1 protein-coding gene is annotated in these 1,008 nt (G+C 57.1%); it reads right to left on the bottom strand.

The genetic code is table 11. The annotated features are described in order from the left end of the window. Positions 1 to 1,008, bottom strand: a 1,008-nt coding sequence (gene clpX / locus AC1DWI_RS24390) for an ATP-dependent Clp protease ATP-binding subunit ClpX (RefSeq protein WP_477726072.1), incomplete at both ends; no start/stop codon positions are given.

A 1,008-nucleotide genomic window follows, 5' to 3' on the forward strand; every position in this document is an offset into this window, starting at 1 on the left:
GATCAACCCCTTCCATGGCCAGCAACTTGCTGAATTGCTTGACCACGGCATTTTTGGGTTCTGTAAGGATCTGCACCAAGGCGTCTTCTGTGAGCTCGGCCAGCGTCGCCACGACCGGCATCCGRCCGACCAGCTCAGGAATCAGCCCGAACTTGATCAGGTCTTCAGGCTCGACATCCTTGAAGGCTTCGGTCAGGCTGCGGGCCTTCTTGCTCTTGACGGCCGCGCCAAAACCGATCCCGGAAGCTTCGGTCCGGTTCTCGATGACCTTTTCCAGGCCCGAGAATGCACCGCCGCAGATAAACAGGATATTCGTGGTGTCCACCTGCAGGAAGTCCTGGTTGGGGTGCTTGCGGCCGCCCTGTGGCGGCACCGACGCCATCGTTCCTTCGATCAGTTTGAGCAGCGCCTGCTGCACACCCTCGCCGGACACGTCACGCGTGATGGAAGGGTTGTCGGACTTGCGCGAAATCTTGTCAATTTCGTCAATGTAGACAATCCCCTGCTGGGCACGTTCAACTTCGTAATTGCAGCTCTGCAGCAGCTTCTGAATGATGTTTTCGACATCCTCGCCGACATAACCTGCTTCGGTCAGCGTAGTAGCGTCGGCCATCACAAAGGGAACGTTCAGCGTACGCGCCAGCGTTTGGGCCAGCAGGGTCTTGCCGGAACCTGTGGGGCCGATCAGCAAAATATTGCTTTTGGTCAGCTCCACATCGTCTTTTTTGGCTTTTTCCTTGTGGCGCAGCCGCTTGTAGTGGTTGTACACCGCCACTGCCAGGGTGCGCTTGGCCGGTTCCTGGCCAATCACATAGCCGTCCAGTGTTCCCTTGATCTCTGAGGGCGTGGGCAGGTCGGTGCGCGTCTCACGAACGTCGTCACCAGCGGGGAGTTCGTCGCGAATGATCTCGTTGCAAAGATCGATGCACTCGTCACAGATAAAAACCGAAGGGCCAGCGATCAGTTTTTTGACTTCGTGCTGACTTTTACCGCAGAAGGAGCAGTGCA

This window comes from Polaromonas sp. P3_C2, from assembly GCF_056402675.1.